Origin of the sequence: Defluviimonas salinarum (genome assembly GCF_026013545.1) — a bacterium.
GTDB lineage: Bacteria > Pseudomonadota > Alphaproteobacteria > Rhodobacterales > Rhodobacteraceae > Albidovulum > Albidovulum salinarum.
The window spans coordinates 150,982-169,056 of record NZ_JAPDOG010000006.1; the positions used below are offsets into that span (position 1 = coordinate 150,982).

Annotated in this window: 17 protein-coding genes and 1 riboswitch; of the genes, 10 read left to right on the top strand and 7 right to left on the bottom strand. The window is 69.6% G+C overall.

Features of this window, described 5'->3' with window-relative positions:
• Window positions 1-5: 5 nt before the first annotated feature.
• The 5 genes from OM960_RS08920 to OM960_RS08940 all read right to left on the bottom strand — a co-directional run bounded on the left by OM960_RS08920 (window position 6) and on the right by OM960_RS08940 (window position 6,701).
• Window positions 6-1,172, bottom strand: a complete 1,167-nt coding sequence (locus tag OM960_RS08920) for an ABC transporter ATP-binding protein (RefSeq protein ID WP_264771728.1) — start codon at window positions 1,170-1,172, stop codon at window positions 6-8.
• Window positions 1,173-1,176: 4 nt separating this feature from the next.
• A complete protein-coding gene (locus OM960_RS08925) occupies window positions 1,177-1,956 on the bottom strand; it encodes an ABC transporter permease (RefSeq protein WP_264771729.1) in 780 nt (259 codons plus the stop codon).
• Window positions 1,953-4,460 (bottom strand): glycosyltransferase, encoded by a 2,508-nt coding sequence (locus OM960_RS08930; RefSeq protein WP_264771730.1) that lies wholly within the window; start codon window positions 4,458-4,460, stop codon window positions 1,953-1,955. Before OM960_RS08930 ends, OM960_RS08925 begins: the two co-directional genes overlap by 4 nt.
• Complete coding sequence (locus OM960_RS08935; protein ID WP_264771731.1) at window positions 4,453-5,634, bottom strand: glycosyltransferase family 2 protein; 1,182 nt, start codon at window positions 5,632-5,634, stop codon at window positions 4,453-4,455. Before OM960_RS08935 ends, OM960_RS08930 begins: the two co-directional genes overlap by 8 nt.
• Window positions 5,635-5,735: 101 nt before the next feature.
• Complete coding sequence (locus OM960_RS08940) at window positions 5,736-6,701, bottom strand: NAD-dependent epimerase/dehydratase family protein (RefSeq protein ID WP_264771732.1); 966 nt, start codon at window positions 6,699-6,701, stop codon at window positions 5,736-5,738.
• 310 nt (window positions 6,702-7,011) lie between these two features.
• Here OM960_RS08940 and OM960_RS08945 point away from each other — a divergent pair, with 310 nt between their 5' ends.
• The 7 genes from OM960_RS08945 (at window position 7,012) to thiD (ending at window position 13,920) form a co-directional block, all read left to right on the top strand.
• Window positions 7,012-8,637: a hypothetical protein gene (locus tag OM960_RS08945; RefSeq protein ID WP_264771733.1), complete on the top strand. Its 1,626-nt coding sequence runs from the start codon at window positions 7,012-7,014 to the stop codon at window positions 8,635-8,637.
• A 27-nt stretch (window positions 8,638-8,664) separates the two neighbouring features.
• A riboswitch (TPP riboswitch) is annotated at window positions 8,665-8,789 on the top strand.
• Between the two features lie 99 nt (window positions 8,790-8,888).
• Window positions 8,889-10,679, top strand: a complete 1,791-nt coding sequence (gene thiC, locus OM960_RS08950; RefSeq protein WP_264771734.1) for a phosphomethylpyrimidine synthase ThiC — start codon at window positions 8,889-8,891, stop codon at window positions 10,677-10,679.
• The gene (locus OM960_RS08955; RefSeq protein ID WP_264771763.1) at window positions 10,679-11,623 is read left to right on the top strand and encodes an FAD-dependent oxidoreductase; all 945 of its coding nucleotides are present in this window, start codon (window positions 10,679-10,681) and stop codon (window positions 11,621-11,623) included. Before thiC ends, OM960_RS08955 begins: the two co-directional genes overlap by 1 nt.
• Complete coding sequence (gene thiS, locus OM960_RS08960) at window positions 11,613-11,810, top strand: sulfur carrier protein ThiS (RefSeq protein ID WP_263334125.1); 198 nt, start codon at window positions 11,613-11,615, stop codon at window positions 11,808-11,810. The genes OM960_RS08955 and thiS overlap by 11 nt, the downstream gene beginning before the upstream one ends.
• A 1-nt stretch (window position 11,811) precedes the next feature.
• Entirely contained in the window at window positions 11,812-12,570 is a 759-nt protein-coding gene (locus OM960_RS08965; protein ID WP_264771735.1) for a thiazole synthase, read from the top strand.
• Window positions 12,570-13,154, top strand: coding sequence for a thiamine phosphate synthase (locus OM960_RS08970; RefSeq protein ID WP_264771736.1), 585 nt, complete (start codon window positions 12,570-12,572; stop codon window positions 13,152-13,154). Before OM960_RS08965 ends, OM960_RS08970 begins: the two co-directional genes overlap by 1 nt.
• A gap of 16 nt (window positions 13,155-13,170) precedes the next feature.
• Window positions 13,171-13,920 carry a bifunctional hydroxymethylpyrimidine kinase/phosphomethylpyrimidine kinase gene (gene thiD, locus OM960_RS08975; protein ID WP_264771737.1) on the top strand — a complete coding sequence of 250 codons (750 nt, stop codon included), beginning with the start codon at window positions 13,171-13,173 and terminating at the stop codon, window positions 13,918-13,920.
• A gap of 149 nt (window positions 13,921-14,069) precedes the next feature.
• Here thiD and OM960_RS08980 read toward each other — a convergent pair whose 3' ends face one another.
• Together OM960_RS08980 and OM960_RS08985 are read right to left on the bottom strand one after the other, a co-directional pair.
• Window positions 14,070-14,291, bottom strand: coding sequence for a hypothetical protein (locus tag OM960_RS08980; protein WP_263334132.1), 222 nt, complete (start codon window positions 14,289-14,291; stop codon window positions 14,070-14,072).
• 97 nt (window positions 14,292-14,388) lie between these two features.
• Window positions 14,389-15,333, bottom strand: coding sequence for a hypothetical protein (locus OM960_RS08985; protein WP_264771738.1), 945 nt, complete (start codon window positions 15,331-15,333; stop codon window positions 14,389-14,391).
• A 169-nt stretch (window positions 15,334-15,502) separates the two neighbouring features.
• Between OM960_RS08985 and OM960_RS08990 the strand changes: the two genes are divergently transcribed.
• Genes OM960_RS08990 through OM960_RS09000 form a run of 3 tightly spaced genes read left to right on the top strand, consistent with a single transcriptional unit; the run spans window position 15,503 to window position 18,050 of the window.
• Window positions 15,503-15,994, top strand: a complete 492-nt coding sequence (locus OM960_RS08990) for a PepSY domain-containing protein (protein WP_263334135.1) — start codon at window positions 15,503-15,505, stop codon at window positions 15,992-15,994.
• 44 nt (window positions 15,995-16,038) lie between these two features.
• A complete protein-coding gene (locus OM960_RS08995) occupies window positions 16,039-16,698 on the top strand; it encodes a response regulator (protein ID WP_263334137.1) in 660 nt (219 codons plus the stop codon).
• Window positions 16,698-18,050, top strand: coding sequence for a sensor histidine kinase (locus tag OM960_RS09000; RefSeq protein WP_264771739.1), 1,353 nt, complete (start codon window positions 16,698-16,700; stop codon window positions 18,048-18,050). The genes OM960_RS08995 and OM960_RS09000 overlap by 1 nt, the downstream gene beginning before the upstream one ends.
• The last annotated feature ends 25 nt before the right edge of the window (window positions 18,051-18,075 follow it).

Here is an 18,075-nt window from a genome sequence, read left to right on the forward strand (position 1 = left end):
GCGCGTCACCCGCCTGCGACCTGCCAGCGCCGCGGCGGGTTGAGCATGCCGTTCGGACGGGCGTCGCCCGCGATGGTGAGCGGACAGGCGCTCCAGTGGCTCGATTGCGACGGGTCGCTGCCGCCGGGCCGCAGGCCGACGTTGACCGTGTAGTGCCCCGGCGTGAGATCGAGGCGCGCGATCTCGATCGACAGGTCTGCGTTGCCGGTGAGATCGGGCATATCGACGCCATCGGTTAGGCTGTCGGCCTCGAAGCAGACATGCCCCGAGGTATCGGCGATCGTGATGCCGACTTGCGGCCGGGAAATCGGCCGCAGCGCACGCAGCGCGACCCCGATCGTTAGGCCGGCACCCGGCGCGAGCGTCTCGATCCCCACTCCGGCAGGGTCGCGCAAGGTGACGCCCGCAACCTCGCCCCAGCCGTCCATGTTGGCCACGCCACTGCTTTCGCCCTCATAGGCGGAGACGACGCTGTCGGGCGCGCCGATCGCCCGGACCGCCCCGCGGTCGAGCCACAGAACCCGGTCGCAGACCCGCCGGACCTGTCCAAGGTCATGGCTGATGAGAACGATCGCACAGCCGTTTTCCTTGAATTCGGCGATGCGCCTCAGGCACTTCTTCTGGAACTCGAGGTCGCCGACCGCGAGCACCTCGTCGATCAGGAGGATCTTCGGCTCGACATGCACCGCGACCGAGAAGCCGAGCCGCACCTTCATCCCGCTGCTGTAGGTGCGGACGGGGTCGTCGATATGGTCCTGCATCTCCGCGAAAGCGATGATGCTGTCGGACCGCGCGCGGACCTCCTCCTTGAGAAGGCCCGAGAGCACGCCGTTGATCACGATATTCTCGCGCCCGGTCAGCTCCGGATGCATGCCGGTGTTGAGCGCCAAGAGGCCATTGACCGGCGCGGCGGCGATCACCCGCCCCCGGTCCGGCTGCATCACCCCGCCGAGCAGCCGCAGGAGCGTCGACTTGCCTGCGCCGTTGCGGCCGATGACGCCAAGCATCTCGCCCGGCGCCACCTCCAGGCTCACATCGTCGAGCGCGCGGATCATCTCGCCGCGCGGTCGCGTCCGCCAGCCACCCTCGACCCAGCGCCGGAAGGTACGCGGCGCTTCCGCACCCTGGTGGCGGAAGCTCTTTTGCAGTCGTTCGGCGCGCAGCGCGGTCACGGAGTCAGATCTCCTCCAGGAATCGCAGACTGGCGCCGCGGAAGAAGCGGTAGGTCAGCGCCAGCAGGACGAGCGAGGCCACGAGCAGGATGCCGATCGCGCGCCAGTCCGGCCATTCGCCGTAGATCAGGACGCTGCGGTGGGCCTCGATGATCTGAAGCATCGGGTTGAGCGAGAGGATCTGCCGCGCGCGCTCGGGCAGGGCGTCGGCGGAATAGAAGATCGGCGTGGTGAAATACCCGAACTGCAAGAGGATCGGCACGATGTACTGCAGGTCGCGGAAGACCACGTTCAGCGCCGAGACGAAATAGGCCATGCTGAGGACGAACACGAACTGGCAAAGCGTCAGGATTGGCAGCGCGACGAGCGCCGGCCCGAGGTTCGCGCCCTCGACCCACAGGATCACGACCAGCAGCGGAAGCGTGAGAAGCAGCGTCACGAAGTTCGACACCGTGGCGGCCAACGGCAACGCGGCGACGGGAAAGCGCGGTTGGTTCACCAGGCCGGGATTGCCGACGATGGTCCCCACCGCCTCCATCGTCGTGGTCTGGAACCAGGTCCAGAGGATGAGCGCGATGAAGAGGTGCGAGGCGTAGTTGGGTATGTTCAGGGGCAGCATGACCTTGAAGAGGACATAGAAGGTCATGAGGAACAGCGCGGGGCTCACGACCGCCCAGAAAACGCCCATCGCCGTGCTCTGGTAGCGCGCCTTCTGGTCCCGCGCGACCAGCACGCCGATCACGTCGAGCATGTGCCGTATCGACCTGCGGTCCGGAACCCTCATGCCTCGCGCCCCTCCGCGAGCGGCGCGGCCGGGTCGTCCGTCGCCCCCTGCCGGCGCGCCGTGATCCGCGCCCGCCGGTATCGTCCCGGAGCCCGGAAGAGGCCCGACAGCTCGGCCAGCGTGAGGCGCCGGCAGCTCCCTTGCGGCCAGATCAGACGGCGGAGGAGCCAGCCCCAGATCCAGTCGCGCACGGCGAAGGCCAGAAGCGTCGCCCGGCCGACCGCGCGGCTCCGGCCCACGGCGAGAAGATAGGCCGCGAAGCCCGACCCGTTGTCGCGCATCTGGTCGCGCAGCGCGCCCATGCCGCTCCGGTGCTCGTGCCAGACGACAGCCGAGGGCGTGTAGGCGAGCGCGCCACCACGGCGCACGACCCGGTGGAACATCTCGAGATCGCCGCCGCCGCGGGTCGCCGTGCCGACATCCAGCGCCGGGTCGAAGCCGCCGATCCCGTTCAGCGCCGAGCGGCGGAACGCCATGTTGGCGCCGACGCCAAAGCGGTTGGCCCAGAGCATCGCGCGCGGGCTGAGGTCCGTCCGGCGCCAGGTCACCGGGTCAAATCCCTTGCCCATGCCACCATAGACATTCTCGAAATAACGCTCCGCCGCCGTCCCGAGCGACATCGGCAGGACCAGCCCCGTCACCGCCGCGACCTCCGGGTCGGCGAATGCGGCCGAAATGCCCGAAAGCCAATGCCGGTCCACCTCCGTATCATCGTCGGTGAAGGCTACGATGTCGGTCCGCGCCTCGGCAAGTCCGCGGTTGCGCGCCCAGTCGAGGCCCGGCCGGTCCTCGCGGACGTAGCGGACCGATGGCAGCGCCGCGACGAGCCGCGCCGTCGCCTCCGTGGCCGGCGCGTTGTCGACGACAATGACCTCGAAATCCGGATGGTCCAGCCCCGCGATCGCGGCGAGGCACCGTTGCAGCCGCTCAGTCCGGTCGCGCGTGCAGACCACCACCGTAAGCGGCACGGGATCGGGCCCCGGAGCCGTGGCGGTCACCGCATCCGCCAAAAACCGCTCGCAGATCGCCGCATCGCGCACCACGCCGTCCCGCAGCGCAACCATGAGCGCCCCCGCCGGCGGCGGCTCATCGAGGGAAATCCAGCCGAGGGGCCGGGCACCGCGGCGCACCAGCACGCGCAGGGGATAACCGGCCCCGCCGCCTCGGGGCGTGAAGCGCCAGTCGGCGAGGTCAAGCTCCGCCAGCGCCGTCCCGGCATCCGCGTCACGCTCGGCCGGATCCCCCTGCGCCTCCAGCGGCTCATCCGGCAGGGGCGGCATCCGCTCCGCCGCCATGACACCGGGCGCCCAGTCGCGGATGCGCGCGTCCAGAGCGGCATCGAACTGCCGCAGACCCGGCACCACGAGGCCGGGTTGCGCGCCGACCCGCGCAACGGGCTTGCCCCCGAGCCGCAGCTCGAACGCGAGGGGGCCGCTCTCCACGAACTGCCGCCGCACGGCCTCGATGCCCCCGGAGAGCTCGATCCCGAGGACCGGCGGCACCTGCGCCCGCGCCGCCTCGGCCGCGCGCCCGGCGAGCGCATCAAGCTCGCGCTGCCCGCCAAGAGCCTCGGCCACGCTGCGATGATAGGCATGGGTCCGCACCATGCGGCTGCCCCGGTGCCAGGTGCGGCGAAGCCCGGCCGCCTCGAAGACCGGCAGGAGCGCGCCCAGCCCCGCCGCCGCGAGCCGCGCCGGCCCGGCCAGCCGGAACACCGACTGGCGCAAAAGCCATGCCCGGACGCCCGGCGCCGTCATCTCGGCGGCGAGCAGGAAGGGAAACAGCTCGGGATGCTTGCGCGCGATGGCAACATCGGCCCGCCCTTCCGCGCGGGCCCGGTCGAAACTCCGCCGCAGATCGCTCGTGTCGTGATGCAGGCCGTGCGCGTCGGCCGCGTATCGAATCCTCGCTCCCGCCGCGACCAGCCGGTAGCCGAGCTCGTAGTCCTCCCGGCAATCGAGGGTCGTATCGAAGCCGCCAAGGCGCTCGAACGGGGCACGGTCAATCGAGAGGTTGCCGCTCATGACGTCGGAATAGGCGAACCGGTGATCCGGCGCCGACAGCGCATGGAACCGGTCGGTCCACCACCGCCGCAGCGCCTCGGCGAAGAGCCCGTCCCCGGCGATGGCCGGGGCCGACTGCCCGACCACGACAACGGCCGGGTCATCGCCCGCCACCCGAAGATGCGCCGCGAGGAAACCGGCGCCGACGATGATGTCGTCGTCGAGAAAGACCAGACGCCCGGCCCGCGCGATCGCCGCGCCGGCATTGCGGGCGGCGCCCGCCGCGCGCCGCGCGGATTCGGCCTGGCGCAGATCGAACCGCCAGCCGCGCTCCGCGAGCGCGGCGGCGGTCCCGTCGGCGGCCGCGTCGAGCGCGACGATGACCTCGAACCGCGACGGTTCCAGGCTCTGGCGCTCCAGCGCCTCGAGCGTGCGCAGAAGCTGGCCGCGGCGCGCATGGGTCGGGATGACGACGCTGATCTCCGGCCGCGGCTCAGTCAAGTGTCGCTCCGCCCGCTGCCTGCCGCCGCGCCCGGAGATAGGCGAAGGGGCCCTGCCAGCAGCCCCGCAGCTCCGCCCAGCGAAGGTCGCGCGGCCGGTCGGTCGAGGGGGCAAAGGTCGCGCGGACCAGTGCCGGCAGCTGTTCGTGGCGGAACCAGCCCAGCGCGCGGCGGAACACGCCCCAGTCGTGGTCGACGAGGAACGCGCGGGTCCATCCGGCATAGACCCCGACGCCGTAGCCCTGCATGGTCGCGACGAGCTCCTCCCAGCTCCGGCGATGGCGGTGCCAGTTGACCGCGCCCGGCTCGTAGACGATGTGGTGGCCGGCGCGCAGGATGCGGGTCATGTATTCGTGGTCGCCCCCCGACTTCGTCGGCGTTCCAGCATCCAGCGCCGGGTCGAACGGGCCGATCGAGTGCAGAAGGTCGCGGCGGATCGCCATGTTGGCACCCGCGCCGATGCCTCCGGTCGCGAGCGGATGGGTCGGCGGCGAGGAGAACGTCCTGCGAGCGAAGCCCCGCCGTGAAAACCCGGCGAGGGCTTCGAACACCTCCTGCGCCTCGGTCTCCAGTTCCAGCGGCATCGTCAGGCCGGTCACGCAGGCGACGCGCGGGTCCTCGAAGCCTCTGAGCAGCGCATCGAGCCAGCCCGCCTCGGCCACGGCATCGTCGTCGATGAAGGCAACGACCTCGCCGCGCGCCTCCGTCAGTGCCCGGTTGCGGGCGTTGTCGAGGCCCTTGACCGGTTCGAGCACATAGCGGACCGACGGGAAGCCGGCGACCAGCTGGCGGGTCGCCTCCGTGGACGGGCAGTTGTCGACGACGAGGATCTCCTGGCCGAGATCCGCGAATGACGTCAGAGCGGCGAGCGCGCGGCTCAGATCGTCCGGCCGATCCCGCGTGCAGATCGCGATGGTCGCCGAGCGGACCGACCCTTGTGGCGGCGAAAAATGGGAGCGGCGCGCCAGTTCCACGGCCAGCTCGCGGCGGATCGCCGGGCCGATCGCGCGGTGAACAGTGCCGCGCGCGACCGCCCCGTCGCGAACCGGCACCGTCACCATGCCAAGCGGCCGGGCACCGAGCCGGATCAGGAAGAGCGCCCGGTCGTAGCCGTCGAGACCGGTCCATTCCCCGCCCGCCTCGGCAATTCCGATATCGAGGATCCGGGTCGCCATCGGCCTATCGGCGCCGATCCGGCCGACAGGCGTCACGCGGATCGCGGCGACCCGCTGCCGGCGCCATTCCGTAATGTCCTGAACTCAATTCGCGCCGACCCTCAATCCAATGCACCACTCAAAACATTCCGGCGTTCACCGGCCACACCGAGCGGCACGGCGACCGGCACCGGCACCGCCGCGAGCGGCCGGCCGCGCGCGATCATGTCGTCCCGGAACCGCCGCAGGCCAGCGTCGAGCGTGATCCCGGCGCGCCAGCCCAGAACTTCCAGGGCGCGGGAGGGATCGCCGACGAAACCGCGCACGTCGTAGCTCCGCCTGTCCGCCACCTTCACGGTCGATGCGGAGCCTGCGGTGTCGACCGCGGTCTCGGCGAGGTCGAGTAGCGTCGTCGGCACCCCGCTCGCCAGATGCACGGTCGGCAGCGATGCGGCGCCATCCGAGAGCATCCGTGCCGCGGTCATCAGCCCCTTCACGCAATCCTCGACATGGACGAAGTCGAGCACCATGTCGGAGCCCGAAACCTGCAGCTCCTCGCCCGCGAGCGCGCGCCACAGGAACGATGGCACGGCACGGTCCGGATGGTCGTTCAAGCCACCGTAGACGTTAGAGAGCCGGAGGATCGCGCAGTGCAGCCCGGTGGCTCGGGCGGCCTCGACGAGAAGCTCGCCCTCGACCTTGCTGCGGCCGTAGTGATTGACCGGGCGGATCGCCGCGCCTTCCATCACCGGCAAGAACAAGGGATCGCCGTAAACCTCGCGCGAGCTGGCGAAGAGGAGCCAGGGCGCCTGGCGCTGCCGGGCCACGGCCGCCAGGAGGGAAGCTGTCCCGCCGACGTTGACTTCGTGGCAAAGACGCGGATGGGTTTCGCCCCACATGACGCGGGATATCGCCGCCAGATGGACAACCCCCTCGCAGCCGCGCATCGCGTGGTCGAGGGCACCGAGGTCGCGAATGTCGTCTCCGAGCAGGATGTCGTAATCGACGACATCATGCCCGCCCGCTCGAAGCGCGTCCGAAAACCAGCGCCCCACGAGACCCTCGCTGCCGGTCACAAGAAGCCGCATCGCCGCCCCTTTCCTTCGCCGGGGCAACCACACGCCCTCTCCGCACCAACTGACACGACATGGCCCAAACACGCGATCCGATCCGGGATCGCCGGGCGCTTCGGGGCAGTGGTCAACCGATCCTGCATTCGCGCCCGTCCCAGTCTGGCCGGAGGTCGCGACCCCTTAAGAATCGCGACGGATTGTGCGCCGATGGTACACGCATGGGCACGTTTCCGGAACAGGCGTCTTTCCCGTTTGCCATGTCGCGTCCGGAAACCGCTGTGCGCCCCCCGAGACCACTTGCCCGCCGCAAAACCTTTCCCCGATAATGGCATACGCATCTGACGGCAGTCGGTGCTACCCGTTCGAGGCAACCCGCAAGGCCGCACCGATGACCGCCGGGAACCGCAGACACATGGTCCGAAGGAGCAAGGACAGGACCGCTCCGGCGTCGGAGACGACGCGCCGCGCGCTCTGGAGTCTCCTTGCCGCCGCGCTCTGCCTTTCGGTCTGGCTCGCCAACGGGCCGCCGCTTTTCTACTACGACACCATCGGCTTTCTCGAACAGGGCGAGAGCATCCTTTCGTCGCTCGGCCTGCCCGCGGACGCCCCGGCAACGGCCACACCGGCAGGCGCCGGAGCGGAGCCCGGCTCGGCCCCCGCACAGGACCGTGTCGTCAACGCCAGCCGCTCGGCGATCTACGCCCTCTTGCTCGCGGGCATGATCCGGGCGGCCGGCCCCGGCGGGATGATCCTGCTCAACCTCGGCCTGCTCTGGCTCGCGGTCCGGGTCGTCGTCCGGCAGCTCCGCCCGGTGGACGCTGTCGCGCCGCATCCCCCGAACCTGACCGCGGTCGCGCTCGCCGCGGCCTGCCTCGGATCGGCGCCGTTCTATGTCGCGTTCCTGATGCCGGACATCTTCGCGCCGGTCCTGATCCTGATGCTCGCGGCACTTTGCGCTTTCTGGCCACGGATGGACCGGATCGACCGACTGGCCGCGACCGCGCTCGCGCTCGCGGCCATCCTCGTCCATCCGTCGCACCTCCTGATGGCCGCGGTGATCCTGCCCGTCGGACTCCTGCTTTCGCCCGCGACGGCGGGCCGCCGGTGGTGGACCGCCCTCGGCCTCATCGGGCTCCTCGTCGGGACCGGCGTTGCCGAGCGGCTGGTCTTCGGCTACGCGGTCGAGCGGTTCGAGAAGAAGACCGCCCACTACCTGCCCTTCGTTACCGCGCGGCTCATCGACGACGGCCCCGGACGCCGCTATCTCGCCGCGCACTGCCCGGACCCGGACCTAGCGACCTGCGCGCTCTTCGACGCGCTGCAGGCGGGCGCGGACCCGAAGCGGTTCGATGCCCCGAACATCATCTTCGCCCAGAGCCGGGAACTCGGCTCCCTGCGCCGCCTACCGGTCGAGACGCAGCAGGCGATATCGCACGAACAGTTGCGGTTCCTCGCGGATGTCGCGCGGAGCGCCCCCGCAGGCCTCGTCTTGGCGCTGCTGCGCAACGTGGCGACCCAGATCGGCTATTTCCGCATCGACATGACCATCCCCACCGAGGCGCTTCTGGCCATGCCCGACCCAAGCGGGCCATCCGCGGGTCTGGGCGCGGGCCGCCTGTCCGGCCCGGATCGCCAATGGCTCGCGCCCCTCGCGTGGCTCCACGGCACGGTCTACCTACTGTCCGCGCTCGCCCTTGCCGGCATGTGCCTCGACCGCCGCAGGCCGGCGGAACTTCGCACGATGACGGTTCTGGTTCTCTTCGGCATCGTCGTGAACGCCGCGGTCTGCGGCGGCCTGTCCGAGCCGGCGCACCGGTACGGCGCGCGGGTCATGTTCCTCCTGCCACTGACCCTTGCCCTGCTCCTCTCGATCCGCGCCGCCAAGCCCCGCACCATCGTCATCCGACGACGGAGCGGAACCGGGCGCGCGAGCCCGCACGACGGCGCTTGACGCCCGCTCGGCGACGCGCATAACGTGCCGATACGTCAGGGGAGTCCCGCCTAGGGGACTGAGAGGCTGACAGCATGGGCGACCATGCGGTGACGCGACCCTTTGAACCTGACCCAGTTGATGCTGGCGTAGGAAGACCGAAGGGTGCCATCCGGCCTCTTTGGGCCGTGTGGCCCGCCAACCGGGCCGAAGCGGTCCCTTTCTGCCTCATGTGTTGCTTGGGTCTCATCGAGTGCACTTGAGGAGACGCCATGACCACGCCCACCACTCCGCCCCGGATCACCACCGGCGCCCTGCCCGCTTCCTGCAAGATCCATGTCCCCGGCCAGATCCATGACATCCGCGTGCCGATGCGGCGGATCGCGGTCGGCGGCGGCGAGGCGTCGCTGACGGTCTACGACAGCTCCGGCCCCTACACCGATCCCGCCACCGCGACCGACATCGCGACGGGCCTGCCCGTCGTCCGCAACTGGCTCGCACCCCGCGACGACCTCGAAGCCTACGCGGGCCGCGAAGTCACCGCCGCCGACAACGGCTTTGCCGAGGGCGCGCGGCTGGTGCCGGCCTTCCCCTCCCGCCGCCAGCCGCTGCGCGGCAAGGACGGCCGCGCGGTCACGCAGATGGCGAGCGCCCGCGCCGGCGTGATCACCCCCGAGATGGAGTTCGTCGCAATCCGCGAGAACCTCGGCCGCATGGAGGCCTGGCACGCCGCCCGCGACGGGATGGATTTCGGCGCGTCGATCCCCGACCTCGTGACCCCCGACTTCGTCCGCCGCGAGATCGCCGCCGGCCGCGCGATCATCCCCGCGAACGTCAACCACCCCGAGCTCGAGCCGATGATCATCGGCCGCAACTTCCTCGTGAAGATCAACGCCAATATCGGCAACTCCGCCGTCACCTCCTCGATGGAGGAGGAGGTCGACAAGATGGTCTGGGCGATCCGCTGGGGCGCCGACACGGTCATGGACCTCTCGACGGGCCGCAACATCCACAACATCCGCGACTGGATCCTGCGCAACGCGCCGGTGCCGATCGGCACGGTGCCGCTCTACCAGGCGTTGGAGAAGGTCGGCGGCATCGCCGAGGACCTGAACTGGGCGGTGTTCCGCGACACGCTGATCGAACAGGCCGAGCAGGGCGTCGACTATTTCACGATCCATGCCGGGGTGCGGCTCCACATGATCCCGATGACCGCGAGCCGGGTGACCGGCATCGTCAGCCGCGGCGGCTCGATCATGGCCAAGTGGTGCCTGCACCATCACCGCGAGAGCTTCCTTTACGAGCATTTCGACAAGATCTGCGACATCGCGCGGGCCTATGACGTCAGCTTCAGCCTTGGCGACGGCCTGCGCCCCGGCTCGATCGCGGATGCCAACGACGCGGCACAGTTCGCCGAACTGGAAACGCTCGGGGAGCTGACGAAGATCGCCTGGGCCAAGGACTGCCAGGTGATGATCGAGGGGCCGGGCCACGTGCCAATGCACAAGATCAAGGCCAACATGGACAAGCAGCTTGAGCATTGCCACGAGGCGCCCTTCTACACGCTCGGGCCGCTCACGACCGACATCGCGCCGGGCTACGACCACATCACCAGCGCCATCGGCGCCGCGATGATCGGCTGGTTCGGCACCGCGATGCTCTGCTACGTCACGCCGAAGGAGCATCTCGGCCTGCCCGACCGCAACGACGTGAAGACCGGCGTGATCACCTACAAGCTCGCCGCCCATGCCGCCGACCTCGCCAAGGGCCATCCCGGCGCGCAGGCGCGCGACGACGCGCTGTCCCGCGCCCGGTTCGAATTCCGCTGGGAGGACCAGTTCAACCTCTCGCTCGACCCCGACACCGCACGCGCCTTCCATGACGAGACGATGCCGAAGGAGGCGCACAAGGTCGCGCATTTCTGCTCCATGTGCGGGCCGAAATTCTGCTCGATGCGGATCAGCCACGACATCCGCGCCGAGGCCGAGAAGGCCGCCGGCATGGCGCGGATGGCCGAGAAGTTCCGCGAGGGCGGCGAACTGTACCTGGACGTCGCGGAATGATGTTCTCGGTCCTCGGGGCCGGCGTCGCGGGGCTTTGCGCCGCGACGATGCTGGCCGAACGCGGCGCGCGGGTCGAGGTGATCGACCCCGCGCCCGATCCGCAGGGCGCCTCCTGGTATGCCGGCGGCATGCTCGCGCCCTTCTGCGAGGGCGAGAGCGCGCCCCTTTGCGTCGTCGAAAACGGTCGCCGCGCGGTCGATTGGTGGGCGGCGCGCGTGCCGGGCGTCGTCCGGCGCGGCACGCTCGTCGTCGCCCCGCCGCGCGACCGCGCCGAACTGGCCCGCTTCGCCCGCGCCACAAGGGGCCACGCGCCCGCCGATCCCGGCAGCCTCGAGCCCGACCTCGCCGGGCGTTTCGCCGAAGGGCTCCACTATGCCGACGAGGCGCATATGGACCCGCGCGCGGCTCTGGCCGCGCTCAGGGCGCGGCTCGCCGCGATGGGCGTCGCGCTGCGCCTCGGCACTGATGCGGAACCGCGCGGTCAGGTGATCGACTGCCGCGGCCTCGCGGCGCGCGACGCCCTGCCCGAACTGCGCGCGGTCCGGGGCGAGATGCTTCTCGTGGAGGCGCCCGAGGTGACGCTCACCCGCACCGTCCGGCTCCTCCATCCGCGCTTTCCCTGCTACGTCGTCCCGCGCGCGGGCGGCCGCTTCCTCATCGGCGCCACGATGGTCGAGAGCGACGATCCCGGCCCGATTTCCGCCCGCGCCACGATGGAGCTCTTGTCGGCCGCCTACGCGCTCCACCCCGCCTTCGCCGAGGCCCGCGTGATCGAGATCGGCGCCGGCCTGCGCCCGGCCTATCCCGACAACATCCCCCGGATCGTCGAGCGGAACGGCCGGATCCACCTCAACGGCCTTTACCGCCACGGCTTCCTCCTCGCCCCCGCGCTCGCCGGGGAACTGGCCGCCACGCTTTACCAGGAGACCCGCCATGCGTCTTGAACTGAACGGCGAGCCCGTCGAGGTCCGCGCGACGACGCTGGCCGAGCTTGTCGAGGAGCAGGGCTACCCGCCTCGCGCCGTCGCCACCGCGCTCGACGGCGTCTTCGTGCCGGTCCCCTGCCGCGCCGCGACCACGCTCACCGACGGTGTGAAGGTCGAAGTGTTGTCGCCGATGCAGGGAGGCTGAGATGCTCTACGGCACCGCGCTTTCCTCGCGCCTGTTGCTCGGCACGGCGCAATACCCGTCGCCCGCAATCCTCGCCGAGGCCATATCCGCCGCCGGGGCCGAGGTCATCACCGTCTCGCTCCGCCGCGAAGGGCCGGGCGGCGGCGCCTTCCGCGAGCTGATCCGCGCCTCGGGCTGCCGGATCCTGCCCAACACCGCCGGCTGCCACAGCGTGAAGGAGTCGGTGACGACCGCCCACATGGCGCGCGAGCTTTTCGGCACCAACTGGATCAAGCTCGAGGTGATCGGCCATGCCGACACGCTGCAGCCCGATGTCTTCGGCCTCGTCGAGGCGGCGCGGATCCTCGCCGCCGACGGTTTCGCGGTCTTTCCCTACACGACCGAGGACTTGATCGCCGGCGAACGCCTGCTCGCGGCGGGCTGCGAGGTGCTGATGCCCTGGGGCGCGCCGATCGGCTCCGGCCAGGGCCTGCGCAACCGCGAGGGGCTCCGGGCGATGCGGGCGGCGTTTCCGGGCGTGCCGCTGGTGATCGACGCCGGGCTCGGCGCGCCGAGCCAGGCGGCCGAGGCGATGGAGATGGGCTATGACGCGGTGCTCCTCAACACCGCCGTCGCCAAGGCCGCCGATCCGGTCGCGATGGCCCGCGCCTTCGCGCTCGCCGTCGAGGCGGGCCGTGCCGCGCATCTCGCGGGCCTGATGCCGCCGCGCGACATGGCGCGGCCCTCGACCCCGGTCTTCGGCATGGCGGAGCTCGCCTGATGGACCGCTTCTACCTGATCGTCCCGGACGCCGAGACGCTGGCGCGGCTGGTCCCGCTCGGCGTCCGGCTGGTGCAACTGCGCCTCAAGGACGCGCCCGACCGCGCCGCCCAGATCGCGCGGGCGATCGCGCTGTGCAAAAGCCACGGCACGGAACTGGTGATCAACGATCACTGGCGGGAGGCGATCGACCTCGGCGCCGGCTTCGTCCATCTCGGGCAGGAGGATCTGGACACCGCCGACCTCCCCGCGATCCGCCGCGCCGGGCTCCGGCTCGGGATCTCGACCCATGACGAGGCCGAGCTTGAGCGCGCGCTGTCCTGCGATCCCGCCCATGTGGCCCTCGGTCCCGTCTACCAGACGCTCCTCAAGAAGATGCCCTGGGCGCCGCAGGGGCTCGACCGGGTGCGAGAGTGGAAGCGCCGGATCGGCGCGCTGCCGCTCGTCGCCATCGGCGGCCTCACGCCCGACCGCCTGCCCGGCGTCTTCGCCGCCGGCGCCGACAGCGCGGCGGTCGTGACCGACATCCTCCGCGCGCCGGACCCCGAGGCGCGGACACGCCACTGGATCGAGGCCACGCGGTGACCGGGGGCCGCAGCGCATGAAGACCGTGCTCGTCATCGCCGGATTCGATTCCGGCTGCGGCGCCGGGGCGGCGCGCGACCTCGCCGTGCTGTCCACGCTCGGCTGCACCGCACGGGTCGCGCTGACGGCGGTGACCGCGCAGACCGACCGGAAAGTCACGGCCTGTCAGATCGTGGCGCCCGCGCTCCTCTCGGCACAGATCACGGCGGCCTTCGACGCGGGGCCTGTCGATGCGGTGAAGATCGGCATGCTCGGCGGCGCGGACACCGTCGCCGCCGTCGTGGCGGCCCTGCCCCGCGGCATCCCGGTCGTCCTCGACCCCGTCCTCGCCGCCTCCTCCGGCGCCGCCCTTCTCGACAAACCGGGGCGGGAGGCGCTGATCGCATCGCTCCTCCCGCTTGCCACGGTCGTCACCCCGAACCTGCCCGAAGCGGCGCTGCTGACCGGACGCCCACCCGCGCGCGACGACAAGGAGCGCACACGGCAGGCCAAGGCGCTGCTCGCGCTCGGCGCCGGTGCGGTTCTCCTGAAGGGGGGGCACGATGACGGAGAGGACGCCTGCGACTGGCTGTTCTCGGCCGCGGGCATGAGGACGTTCCACGCCCCGCGCCAGGGCCGGACGCGCCGGGGAACCGGCTGCACCTTCGCGTCGGCCCTCGCCGCCGCCCTCGCGAACGGCGTGCCGCTCGATCGGGCCGCACGTGATGCAAAGGCGGTCACCGCAGCGTATATTTCGGATTGTTCAGAACCGCAGGCGGACCCCTGAGCCACTCCGGCGGGACGCGAGCCGCTTCGGTTAGCGGGCCGGAGCCGTGCCTGACGGGATCCGCGGGCGTTGTACATCTCACGCGACCTCATCGGCCGGCCTATCCGGCGGCGGGTCCGCTTCAAACCTCCGCGGTCATCCCTGCGCGGTCAGTCCCTCAAACGATTTTCGGAGTCCCCGACCACCTTGATGAGCGGTCGCTCTGTAAAGAACGTGAAGAAAACGTCGACTACAAGCACGGCAGCCCGGGTCAATGGCCAGAGCGCCAACATGGAAATCGCGGTCTCGAGTTCCTGCATCACAAAAAACAAGCAGAACGACAACAAAGCCAGAACAAGAGCGAAGCGATCGATAATCCTATAAAGGGTCATGTCTCACCATCCGTCTCGTTGTATTATTCCTCCTTAGCTGCTCTACCTCTTTGGTTTTCTTGTTATTGTTGTCACAAAACGCCGGTACCCGGCCGCCTCACTGGACGAGAGGCGCCGGCTCTTCCACGATGATCTCCGGCTCCTCGACCGGCATCTCCTCGACTTCTTCGAACTCTGCCACCGGCATCGCGCGGCTGACGCCGAGGTCCGAGGCCAGCTCGTCGAGCAGATCCTCGGTACCTTCCGGCGTCAGCGGCTTGTTCGACTCATTGACGATACGGGCTTCGGAATCGGACAGGAAACCGTCGAGGGCCATCTGCTCCTCTGCCTCCTGGATGTTCATTGCTTCTGTGTCGGCGGCCGTCTGGGCTGCCGCAAGGTCGACGCCATCGCAGTTCGCGGCACAGCTCACGATGCCGTCCTCGACCGAATAGACCGGGTCGCTGACGAGTGCGCCGTCATTGAGGAAATCGGCCAGATCCTGGTCGGAGACCTCGATCGCGTCGAAATCCACGAAGGTGTCGAGCGCCGCTTGCTCGGTTTCCGTCAGTTCCTCGCCAGCGGCCGCCTTGGCCGCGAGCTGGTACTGCGACAGCGCGCCGATCGTGCCGTTGAAGTTCTGGTTGCGGATATGGGCGTCGAGCGCCGACTGGCTGGCATTCGAGGCGTTCCACTTGCCCTTCAGCCTCGGATGCAGCCGCGCGGCACCCTCGTATTCGCCCTCGTAATCGTATTCGGCAGCGGCGATCTTGGCCTTGCCGTAGGGCATGGGCTTGACCTTGGGCTTGCCCACGAACTCCTCGCTTGTGAAGGTCTTCTGGGCGCTCTTGGTCGCACCCTTGGCGCCATTGCCGCCCTTGCTCTTGCCTGCACCTTTCGAGCCACCCTTGCCGCCGCCCTTGCCGCCTTCGCCGCCCTTGCCGTTGCCGTTCTTGGCATAGGCGACATCGGGTGCAGCGACCGTCGCGACGAAGGCCGCCGCCCCGAGCGAAGCAATGGCGAAGCAGGCGACTTTCAGGAAGGTGTTGGCAGGCGAGGGCATCTGGCGCTCCGGCAAATTCTGGTTGTAGGGTCCGCTCACCGACCGCGCGGCCATTGCCCGGGAATCAGCGACGGATTGATCGTCACCCCGAAACAACCACAGACTGCTTGAACCGAATGACAACGCGGCATTCATCTTCGGTTCATCTTGGTTTTGCTAAGAATTTCTGATGATCAGGCGCGTTGTTCTCGCATGTCTTGTTGCTCATGCCCTGGCGCCCGTCCCGGCGCAGGCGGCCAGCGTGCGCGAACTGAGCCAGAAGGAATTGCGCCAGAGCGTCAACGCCGGCCGCAGCCTCAGCCTCCAGAAGATATACTCCTCGATCTCGCGCAGCGTATCCGGCGATCCCGTCGATGTGCGCGCCTTTGACGCGGACGGCATCTGCTACAATGTCCTCGTGATGCAGCCGAACGGAAAGCTCGCCTCGGTGGTCGTCGACGCCTCGACCGGGGCTGTCCTGTCGCGGTTCTCGGCGCGCGCGAAGGCGGTGCGCGAAGCCGCCCGCAAGACGAACAACGGCATGACCGCCTCGGCGCAGAAACCCGGCAAGGCCAAGGGCAGCAGCAAGAGCAAGTCCGGCAAGAGCAAGGGCGGCGGTGGCGGCGGCGGCAACGGTGGTGGAAACGGCGGCGGCAACGGTGGCGGCAACGGACCGAAATAGTCTATCATCCGCGAAGCACTCACCAGCCGGGACCGTGACCAGACATGCGGATACTGATTGCCGAGGACGAAACCGTTCTGTGCGAGCAGATCAAGCGCGCGTTGATTGCCGAGGGCCGGGCCGTCGATGTCGTTCATGACGGCGAGGAAGCGGCCTTCATGGGCGGCACCGAGCCCTACGACCTGATCATCCTCGATATCGGCCTGCCGAAGAGGGACGGGATCTCGGTCCTGAAGGAATGGCGCGGCCAGGGCGTGGCGACGCCGGTGCTGATCCTGACGGCGCGGGACGGCTGGACCGACCGCGTCGACGGCCTCGACGCGGGCGCCGACGACTACATGTCGAAGCCGTTCCACATGCCCGAGCTCTCGGCCCGGGTCCGCGCGATGCTGCGGCGGCGGTCGGGCACGGTCAACCCGGTCTTCCGCAAGGGCAATGTCGAGTTCGACACCCGCAACAACCGCGTGACCCTGGGCGGTTTTCCGGTCGAGCTGACGTCGCAGGAGGCCGCGGTCCTGTCCTATCTCGCGCACAATGCCGGGCGGCTCGTGTCGCGCAGCGAGTTGGCGGAGCATATCTACGAATATGACAATGACCGCGATTCCAACACGATCGCGGTCTTCATCACGCGCCTGAGGAAGAAACTCGGCCCCGACTTCATCCAGACGGTCCGCGGCAGCGGCTACATGATCGACAACGGCTGATGCGGTCCCTCAGGCACCGCGCGATCGTCGGCGGCCTGATCTGGGCCGCCATTGCCCTCGCGGTGGGCGGGGTCGCGCTCTACTACATCTTCGATGTCGCAACCCAGCGGCGGTTCGACGACACCCTCCTCGACCGGCAACTGCAGCTCGTCTCGGCGCTCGGCAACACTGAGGGCGACGTCGACCTGGTCGAGGACTTCCTGACCGACCCGGCCTATCTGCGGCCCTATTCGGGCCGCTACTGGCAGATTTCCGGCGCCGAGACCGACACGGTCGCGTCGCGCTCGCTGTTCGATTCCCTCCTGCCGGAGCCGCGCGACCCCGCGCCCGAGCCAAAGTTCTGGACCGGCGCCGGCCCGGAGGGCACGGTGCGCGGCGCCTACAGCCTCGTCGAACTGGATGACGGCACGTCCTGGACCGTGATGGTCGCGGAATCCCTTGCCGCGCTCGAACTCGAACGCCAGCGGTTCCGCCAGGGCCTGCTGTCGACGCTGGCCCTGATCGGCGTGCTCGGGATCGCCGGCGCGATCCTGCAGACCTCGGCGATCGTGCGTCCGCTGACCAAGCTGCGCGAGGATGTCGCGCACCGCTGGGACCGCGAGGAGGCGCTCGATCCCGGCGACTACCCGAGCGAGGTCGCCCCGCTGGTCGCCGACATCAACACGCTGCTCGAACGCAACCGCGATATCGTCGAGCGCGGCAGGCGCCAGGCGGCCGACCTCGCCCATGCTCTGAAGACACCGTCGGCGATCCTGCGCAACGCGCTCGATTCGCTGGAGCGGGATGGCACCGACATCGCGCCCGCCAAGGAGGCGCTCGACCGGGTCGATGCCCAGCTCCTGCGCTCCCTCGCCCGGATCCGTGCGGCGAACAGCGGTGCCACGACGCAGGCGCTTGCGAACCTCTCCGGTTCGGTGGACCGCATGGCGCGGCTCTTCCGCTCGATGCCCGCCACCCGCTCGAAGGATTTCCGGACCGAGGCGGATCCCGATCTCCGGATCCGGATGGACATGCAGGATCTCGAGGAGGTTCTCGGCAACGTGCTGGAAAACGCCTTCCAGTGGTCGCGCAAGACGGTGCGGCTCGCCTGCGGCAATTCCGGTTCCGAGACCTGGATCGCGGTCGAGGACGACGGCCCCGGCATTCCCGACCATGCGCGCCGCGAGGCGCTGCGTTCCGGCGGGCGGCTCGACACCTCCGCCCCGGGAACCGGCCTCGGCCTCGCGATCGCGACCGATCTCGTGCAGGCCTATGGCGGCACGATCACGCTCGGCGATTCCGCTGCTCTCGGCGGTCTGTCGGTCCGGATCTCGATCCCGACACGGCTCGGGCTCGGTCCGGTCCGGACGTGAACGCGGCGGCCACGGGGAGTGGCCG

What these genes read in the sequence shown, in the direction of transcription:
- OM960_RS08990 (WP_263334135.1), top strand. Translation starts at nt 15,503, where the DNA reads ATGATCAGGCGCGTTGTTCTCGCATGTCTTGTTGCTCATGCCCTGGCG.
- OM960_RS08980 (WP_263334132.1), bottom strand. Translation starts at nt 14,291, where the DNA reads ATGACCCTTTATAGGATTATCGATCGCTTCGCTCTTGTTCTGGCTTTG.
- OM960_RS08970 (WP_264771736.1), top strand. Translation starts at nt 12,570, where the DNA reads ATGGACCGCTTCTACCTGATCGTCCCGGACGCCGAGACGCTGGCGCGG.
- OM960_RS08985 (WP_264771738.1), bottom strand. Translation starts at nt 15,333, where the DNA reads ATGCCCTCGCCTGCCAACACCTTCCTGAAAGTCGCCTGCTTCGCCATT.
- OM960_RS08945 (WP_264771733.1), top strand. Translation starts at nt 7,012, where the DNA reads ATGGCATACGCATCTGACGGCAGTCGGTGCTACCCGTTCGAGGCAACC.
- OM960_RS08935 (WP_264771731.1), bottom strand. Translation starts at nt 5,634, where the DNA reads ATGGCGACCCGGATCCTCGATATCGGAATTGCCGAGGCGGGCGGGGAA.
- OM960_RS08940 (WP_264771732.1), bottom strand. Translation starts at nt 6,701, where the DNA reads ATGCGGCTTCTTGTGACCGGCAGCGAGGGTCTCGTGGGGCGCTGGTTT.
- OM960_RS09000 (WP_264771739.1), top strand. Translation starts at nt 16,698, where the DNA reads ATGCGGTCCCTCAGGCACCGCGCGATCGTCGGCGGCCTGATCTGGGCC.
- OM960_RS08965 (WP_264771735.1), top strand. Translation starts at nt 11,812, where the DNA reads ATGCTCTACGGCACCGCGCTTTCCTCGCGCCTGTTGCTCGGCACGGCG.
- OM960_RS08955 (WP_264771763.1), top strand. Translation starts at nt 10,679, where the DNA reads ATGTTCTCGGTCCTCGGGGCCGGCGTCGCGGGGCTTTGCGCCGCGACG.
- OM960_RS08925 (WP_264771729.1), bottom strand. Translation starts at nt 1,956, where the DNA reads ATGAGGGTTCCGGACCGCAGGTCGATACGGCACATGCTCGACGTGATC.
- thiD (WP_264771737.1), top strand. Translation starts at nt 13,171, where the DNA reads ATGAAGACCGTGCTCGTCATCGCCGGATTCGATTCCGGCTGCGGCGCC.
- thiS (WP_263334125.1), top strand. Translation starts at nt 11,613, where the DNA reads ATGCGTCTTGAACTGAACGGCGAGCCCGTCGAGGTCCGCGCGACGACG.
- thiC (WP_264771734.1), top strand. Translation starts at nt 8,889, where the DNA reads ATGACCACGCCCACCACTCCGCCCCGGATCACCACCGGCGCCCTGCCC.
- OM960_RS08995 (WP_263334137.1), top strand. Translation starts at nt 16,039, where the DNA reads ATGCGGATACTGATTGCCGAGGACGAAACCGTTCTGTGCGAGCAGATC.